The sequence below is a fragment of the Nostoc sp. genome, assembly GCF_036918245.1.
GTDB lineage: Bacteria > Cyanobacteriota > Cyanobacteriia > Cyanobacteriales > Nostocaceae > Nostoc.
This window is the reverse complement of sequence record NZ_JBALEF010000047.1, coordinates 1-6432: the sequence shown is the minus strand read 5'-3', so window position 1 is coordinate 6432 and position 6432 is coordinate 1. Positions and strand designations below refer to the sequence as shown.

At 47.3% G+C, this 6432-nt stretch carries 7 protein-coding genes and 1 pseudogene; 4 read left to right on the top strand and 4 right to left on the bottom strand.

The genetic code is table 11. The features are described from left to right. Nucleotides 1–106 precede the first annotated feature (106 nt). From V7L12_RS12725 to V7L12_RS12710, 4 genes are all read right to left on the bottom strand, one after another. Nucleotides 107–913, bottom strand: a complete 807-nt coding sequence (locus V7L12_RS12725; RefSeq protein WP_335084587.1) for a phosphate/phosphite/phosphonate ABC transporter substrate-binding protein — start codon at nucleotides 911–913, stop codon at nucleotides 107–109. Nucleotides 914–1222: 309 nt separating this feature from the next. Beyond that, a complete protein-coding gene (locus tag V7L12_RS12720; protein ID WP_335084586.1) occupies nucleotides 1223–2110 on the bottom strand; it encodes an aldo/keto reductase family oxidoreductase in 888 nt (295 codons plus the stop codon). A gap of 114 nt (nucleotides 2111–2224) precedes the next feature. Further along, nucleotides 2225–2986, bottom strand: a complete 762-nt coding sequence (locus V7L12_RS12715; protein ID WP_335084585.1) for an SDR family oxidoreductase — start codon at nucleotides 2984–2986, stop codon at nucleotides 2225–2227. A gap of 292 nt (nucleotides 2987–3278) precedes the next feature. After that, nucleotides 3279–4244 carry a quinone oxidoreductase family protein gene (locus V7L12_RS12710; RefSeq protein WP_335084584.1) on the bottom strand — a complete coding sequence of 322 codons (966 nt, stop codon included), beginning with the start codon at nucleotides 4242–4244 and terminating at the stop codon, nucleotides 3279–3281. 342 nt (nucleotides 4245–4586) lie between these two features. Here V7L12_RS12710 and V7L12_RS12705 point away from each other — a divergent pair, with 342 nt between their 5' ends. The 4 genes and pseudogenes from V7L12_RS12705 to V7L12_RS12690 all read left to right on the top strand — a co-directional run. After that, nucleotides 4587–4718: a hypothetical protein gene (locus V7L12_RS12705; RefSeq protein WP_335084589.1), complete on the top strand. Its 132-nt coding sequence runs from the start codon at nucleotides 4587–4589 to the stop codon at nucleotides 4716–4718. Then, nucleotides 4666–5466 (top strand): AraC family transcriptional regulator, encoded by an 801-nt coding sequence (locus V7L12_RS12700; RefSeq protein ID WP_335084588.1) that lies wholly within the window; start codon nucleotides 4666–4668, stop codon nucleotides 5464–5466. The genes V7L12_RS12705 and V7L12_RS12700 overlap by 53 nt, the downstream gene beginning before the upstream one ends. Nucleotides 5467–5571: 105 nt before the next feature. Further along, nucleotides 5572–5805, top strand: a complete 234-nt coding sequence (locus V7L12_RS12695; protein ID WP_335084583.1) for a hypothetical protein — start codon at nucleotides 5572–5574, stop codon at nucleotides 5803–5805. A gap of 139 nt (nucleotides 5806–5944) precedes the next feature. Further along, nucleotides 5945–6340 (top strand): annotated as a pseudogene (locus tag V7L12_RS12690) (LLM class flavin-dependent oxidoreductase); the annotation flags it as partial. Nucleotides 6341–6432: the final 92 nt, after the last annotated feature.

Here is a 6432-nt window from a genome sequence, read left to right as displayed (position 1 = left end):
CTATTGGCGCTTTCAAACTACAGATGCACGGAGAAAAATGGAGCGCTTATATCCGACTGTTTGACCCAGCAAAGTAGCCTTGGCAGACTACTAGTCTAAACTCCAGTTAACTAGACAAACTGACAAAAGAGTGATCGCAGTAAATCTGGTTGAGTACCCGATAATTTTCTAGCTTCACTGCGGCAAAACGCCTAACACCAAATTGTTTCATCACTCCTTGTAACTCTGCATCTGGTTGGAGTAAGCTAATCAGCATTTGCTGAATTAAAGGGATACTTAGACGCTGTGCTACTACCAATGGTGGCATAGGAGAAGGCCCTATCACTTCCACCACACGCAAATGCTGTGATAATTCCGGAATATCGCGTAATTCTTGTTCTAACACTACACTGTCAATGGCTGCACAATCCGCCACCCCCTTAACTACCCAGCGAATTGAACGTTGATGAAAACCTGATTCTATAGTTTTTCCAAAGAAATTTTGCGGATATTTTTCTTGACTTAACCAGTGACGAAGTAAATTATAACCACTATTAGAACCAGGGTCGTTATAGCAAAATGTTTTCCCTGACAAATCAGCAAACTTTTTGATATTACTATCAGTCTTGACAATTACATCTGCATAGTAAATAGGACTGTTGCCATACCGGGATGCTTGCATCACAGGTGCAACCAAAGTCTGCAATTGGTCTGTAACTTCTTGAGTGTAACGAATTAGTGGTAATCCACAAATAAAAGCGAGGTCTATTTGGTCTTGAAATAATAGAGGATCTTGGAGGGGATCGCATTCACCTTGGTGTAGTTGGATTTCTAGTTGTAAAACACGACCCAAATAAGCTGCGATCGCTTGATATAATCCGAACCAATTAGGAGCTAAGTAGGATACAACCCGTAAGCTTGTTAATATACTCATTCTTGTTTTAAAACAGGCAATAATTCCTCTCACCATTTCAAAATCAGCGAACGGATAGTATGGAGCCAACAATCGAGCAATTAAAGGCATTTTTTGACCAAGAAGTTTTTGCAACACAACCTGAGTCGCGCAAAGCGTCGAGCAAAGAAACGCGCGGCTCAATTTGTAAATCATAAGCCGCACCGTTAATTTTTAAGTTGACCGCATCTTCATGAGCGCTGAGTTTGTCTCGTCGGTGTTTCTATCCGCAAATCGTTCACTCATAACTATTCCCCTTGCAATAGGGTTAATAAGTTAAGCGGCGATACTTCAGTGAGCAACAGGTACAGCGATCGAGTTAAGATCATTGACTGTTTGAGACGGAAGTTGCAGATCTGCGGCTTTGAGATTCTCATGCAGATGCTCAACCGATGACGTTCCGGGAATCAGCAAGATATTGGGGGAGCGCTGAAGCAACCATGCCAGCGCTACTTGCATCGGTGTTGCGTCTAAAGACTTGGCGGCGCTTTCAAGTACCGAAGATTGTAGCGGCGTGAACCCACCCAGAGGGAAGAACGGCACATAGGCAATTCCCTGCTTCGCGAGGTCGTCAATGAAAGCGTCATCTTCCCGATGTGCCACGTTGTACTGGTTCTGCACACAGACAATCTCCGTGATCGTTTGTGCCTCTGCCAACTGCGTAGGTGTGATATTGCTCAAACCGAGGTGACGAATTAATCCCTGCTCTTTAAGTTTGGCTAAGGTCGTTAGCGGCTCTGCAAGAGAACCCTCCGATGGCCCGTGACCGTCATCCATCAAGCGGAGATTGACAACATCGATCGCATCAAGTCCGAGGTTACGCAGGTTGTCGTGAATCGCCTCAGTCAGATCCTGTCGCGATAGCGCGGGCAACCATGACCGATCTGCGGGACGACGCGCCCCTACCTTGGTCACAATCACTAAATTTTCTGGGTAGGGATGCAGCGCTTGTCGGATAATCTGATTTGTGATGTGAGGTCCATAGAAATCGCTCGTATCGATATGATTAATGCCAAGGGCAATCGCTTCGCGCAAAACAGCAACGGCAGCATCCACATCGCGCGGTGGACCCGATACGCCCGGACCCGCGAGTTGCATGGCACCATAACCTATGCGCTTCGCTGTTATTGAAGTGTTGGGCAGCGTAAAATTGCCACCAAGGTTCGTTTGCTCAGACATATAGCTACTTTCTCCAAGAATTTTTTAGTGATTTAACGAAAGCAATTCCGAGAGTCTATTTCCATTAATGTCGCTGCGTGCGATCAAAGCCCTCTCCTGCTGATCGATAGATTCCTATCGCTTGTCATTGTTCGTTTTTGCGAACATTTGTTCATAGTCACCGTTCCTTTCAGCAAATCTATGTGCTTTGACACGATTAACAAGGATTTCGCCGTGGGGCGGGTTTGGAGTGCTGAAAATCTGCATCACTTCTGCAATAAAGTCAGCCAGTGGCATTGCGTTCGTATCAGTCGCCTGACTAGGACCGCCAAGCTCCGTCTGTACATAGGGTGGGGCAAGTTCAAGAACCTCCACGGAGGTTTCCCGAAGCTGAACGCGGAGCGACTGCAACCAAGAGTGCAGAAAAGCCTTGCTCGCGCAATAAGTCCGATATGGACTGATGGGAACGAAAGCCAAGCCAGAGGTGGTGGTGATGATCGTTGAATGCGGTTGCTGTTTGAGAGTCGCCAGGAGTGCCGCCGTCAGGTGAAGTACACCGACAATATTAGTCTCAATTGTAGACTGCATCACGGAGAAATCGATCGGATCTGAGGTGAGGTCTTCCGTCTTACCAATTCCGGCATTGTTGATCAGAACATTGAGTTTAGGGAACTGCTCTCGAATGCGGGACGCAAAGGCTTCGATGTCCGCCTGGTCTTGAACGTCAAGTTGAATCCCGTGCATACCGGAGTGAGCGGCGGTGATTTCGTCGAGGAGATGTTGACGGCGACCCGCGATAATGACTTGATTACCGCGTTGATAGAAAGCCTCGGCAAGCGCACGACCAATGCCGCTTGTGCCGCCAGTGATCAGGATGGTGTTGTCAGTGAGATTCATAGGTATTTTTCCTATAAAAATGTCGAAATGAAGGATGTTACAGTTTGTTGAGAGTAACGTTGTTGCAAAAGCTGGAAATTGAATGGCACGCTTGTTAACGGTAAACCTATTATTTATAAGGCTTTTGGGTGTAGGGTGTGGAGTGTAAGGAATTAAGAAGATATTATTCTCTTTGACGCACTAAAACTCAATTTTCTTCTTCACTACACCCCACTCAGCCACCCCCAACACCCTGCCAGCAAGAAGATTTTAGCTTTTCTTATTGCCATTCAGCTGGCAATTCAATCAGCGGTTATTCGCTGCTCACACGCAGCACGATTTTGCCCAGATAATGCTGTTTCATCGCTGACTGCGCTTGTGCCGCCTCTTCAAGCCCAAATGTCTGCGCGATGTGAACTTGAAACTCACCCATGTCGATCAATCGGTTGAGTTGGTCTAACAACATCCGGTTAGCAAACCCATTTGCCTTCTTGAGTTCCACACCGTCGGGCGCTTTGGGTTCGGGCATTACGCCGTTAGGAAAGGCGATAATTCCGCCCTGACGCACCAAACTCAGCGTGGATTGAACTGTGTCGCCGCCCAACAGCACCAGCGCAGCATCGAAGCCGTCGGGTGCAAAGGTGCGGGCGCGTTGAATAACGTCTTTACTGTGTCCGTCCACCGCTTCATCGGCACCTAACTGCTTGACCAACGCTACGCCGTCTACGCCCGATGCGATGGCGAAAACGTTCGCGCCCATGCGTTTAGCCAGTTGTAGCGCAACGTGACCGACGCCACCGCTCGCGCCCCACAGCATCAATTTGGTTTCGTTGCCTGTCTCTAGCGCCTCCAAATTACTGAGTGCCGTTACACCAGCAATGGGTAGCCCGCCCGCCATCAACATATCGAGACCATTGGGCATCGGCGCGACCGTTTTTTCGGATACGACTACGTATTCTGCATAGCTACCGCCCTTGTCGTTCATAAAATTTTGGGCATAAACGCGATCGCCAACGGCAAAACGCTCGACGCCATCGCCGATAGCAGCGATCGTGCCTGCACATTCGCCGCCCAGCACACGCGGAAAGTGAACTTCGTTATACACCAGTTCACCTTCACGCTCCATCGCGTCCCAGACACCAACTCCGGCGACCTCAACGCGAATCAAAACTTCGCCCGCATCTACCATAGGTACGGGTAAGGTGTGCAAAGTCAGCTTGTCAGGGCCGCCGAACTCGTCCACAGCCATTGCTTTCATTTGTTGGGGAGTATTTTGCATAAATAGGTTCTCCTGCTTATTGCTTCAGTTGTTATTCAGGGATTCGGAGGCGTAAAACTGCTTCTAAAGTTTGTTTAGACGGATTGCCATTTCCTCCAAGAAGTTTTTAATTGTTTCAGGAAAGCAATGCGGTATCGTTCTTCGGACTCTTTAAAGTCTTGCTTGAGATACTTTCATCCTATTTATTCGATCCACCGTTTCCAATGCCTAAAACTCTTTGATCCTTGCCTAATTCTCCAGCATGGATCACTTGAAGACATTCTATAATCGTCTAGGGCATTGAATGAGTCGAGGCTTTACCGTGACAGTCGAAATCCCCAATTCTGAGGTAGTTGCAGATCAGTGCCAAGCGCTGGCGGCATTAGTGGCGCGGCACACCGAACCCAATGGCAACCTTATTTATCCAACTGCGATCGCACCATTGAGCTTTTCACGATCAAATGCGTCATCTGCCGTCATTTACCAGGATTATGAACCGCGTCTGGCCATTCTCGTTCAAGGCAAGAAAGACATAGTGCTGGGAGAGGAAACGTATCCGTATGAAATAGGGCAATGTTTTGTTGTCTCAGTTGATCTCCCCATCGGTGGGTGTATTGTTGAGGCGACAACCGATCAGCCGTACTTAGGATTAAAGCTGACCCTAGACCCAATGCAACTTTGTGAAATGGCTGCTCAAATGAATTTTAGTTCAGCGAAGAAAGAGAACTCCGTCCGAGGCTTATTTGTGAGCAACGCTGATGCCACGTTGCTTGACTGTGCCCTTCGCCTCACTAAGCTCTTAGATACGCCACAGGATATTCCCATGCTGGCACCGATGATGATTCGGGAACTCTACTACCGTCTGCTGATGGGGGAACAAAGTGAAGCTGTGCGTCAAATTGCTACATCTGGCAGCAGTATGCAGCGGATTGCTGAAGCAATCAAACGGATCAAGTCTAAGTTTACTCAGCCGATGCGAGTCGAGGACTTAGCAAAGCAGGTAAGGATGTCTACTTCGTCGTTTCATCAGCACTTCAAGCAAGTGACCTCGATGAGTCCGCTTCAATATCAAAAGCAGTTAAGACTGTTGGAAGCCCGTCCCTTGATGCTGACGGAAGATTGTGATGCAACCTCTGCTGGCTACCAGGTTGGGTACGAAAGTCCCTCACAGTTCAGCCGGGAATATTCACGCCTGTTCGGTGCGCCACCGATGCGAGACATCGAACGGTTACGAACGACTTGACTTAGACTTGTTTACAAATTCCCCATTGCTCATCTGTTTAGCTTGCTCTGGCTTCTACTCTGACCGACCTGCGATCGTCACGTTTGCCTGAGCCGCAACTACGGCTTGAGCCGATCTATTATTCAAACGCTGCTAGCCAAGTGCCACGACGCTGGTTATCCGGCAGTGTGTTATCGCCTCAAGAGTGGGTACTACCGGGTATCTCTGCATGATGAGGATTTGGGGAATTGGTCGGAGTTGGGCATTCTGGGTGTTTTGTCTCTTTTGCAGCAGGAGTTTCATCGGGGGCGGCTGGTGCCTTCTGTCGGAACAGACAAGGGAAAATCTCATCCCAGATAATTTTAATCAAAACCTAAGCTTGTTTAATTTAACTATCGACCTTTTTATACAGTACCGAATTCAAATAAAACGTTTCACTCCCCGCCCGCAAGTGATTAAAATTGCAATGCTTTGGAACACAATCAGAAAAATACTTACTATGAAAACAGGACTTTTCTGTAATTACGAAAATCATTATCAAAATGCTCATCGTGTAATTTTTGAGCAAGTGACGTTAGTAAAATACGCAGAAAGCTTGGATTTTGAAGAAGCTTGGATAACAGAGCATCATTTTAACGATTTCAGTGTTAGCCCATCGACTTTAGTGTTAATCGCACACTTAGCAGGCATAACTCACAAAATTCGATTAGGTTCAGCAGCATTATTGCTGGCATTTCATAACCCAATTATTATTGCACAAAGCATTGCTACGCTGGATAATTTGTGCAACGGACGACTTTCTATTGGAATTGCTAAGGGTGGTCCGTTCCCCGAACAAAACAAGCATTTTGCTACTTCTATGAGTGAATCTCGCGCTAAAACTTTAGAAGCAATGTAAGGATTCAGGTGGCAGAGTATTGACAAGGGGGACACTTGAGGGGGAGTATCACAAATATGAACCAAAACCTGCCTCAAGATATAGACCGA

Bases quoted from the DNA above. Each gene is read 5' to 3' on its own strand.
- V7L12_RS12715 (WP_335084585.1), bottom strand. From the start codon at position 2,986: ATGAATCTCACTGACAACACCATCCTGATCACTGGCGGCACAAGCGGC.
- V7L12_RS12710 (WP_335084584.1), bottom strand. From the start codon at position 4,244: ATGCAAAATACTCCCCAACAAATGAAAGCAATGGCTGTGGACGAGTTC.
- V7L12_RS12720 (WP_335084586.1), bottom strand. From the start codon at position 2,110: ATGTCTGAGCAAACGAACCTTGGTGGCAATTTTACGCTGCCCAACACT.
- V7L12_RS12725 (WP_335084587.1), bottom strand. From the start codon at position 913: ATGAGTATATTAACAAGCTTACGGGTTGTATCCTACTTAGCTCCTAAT.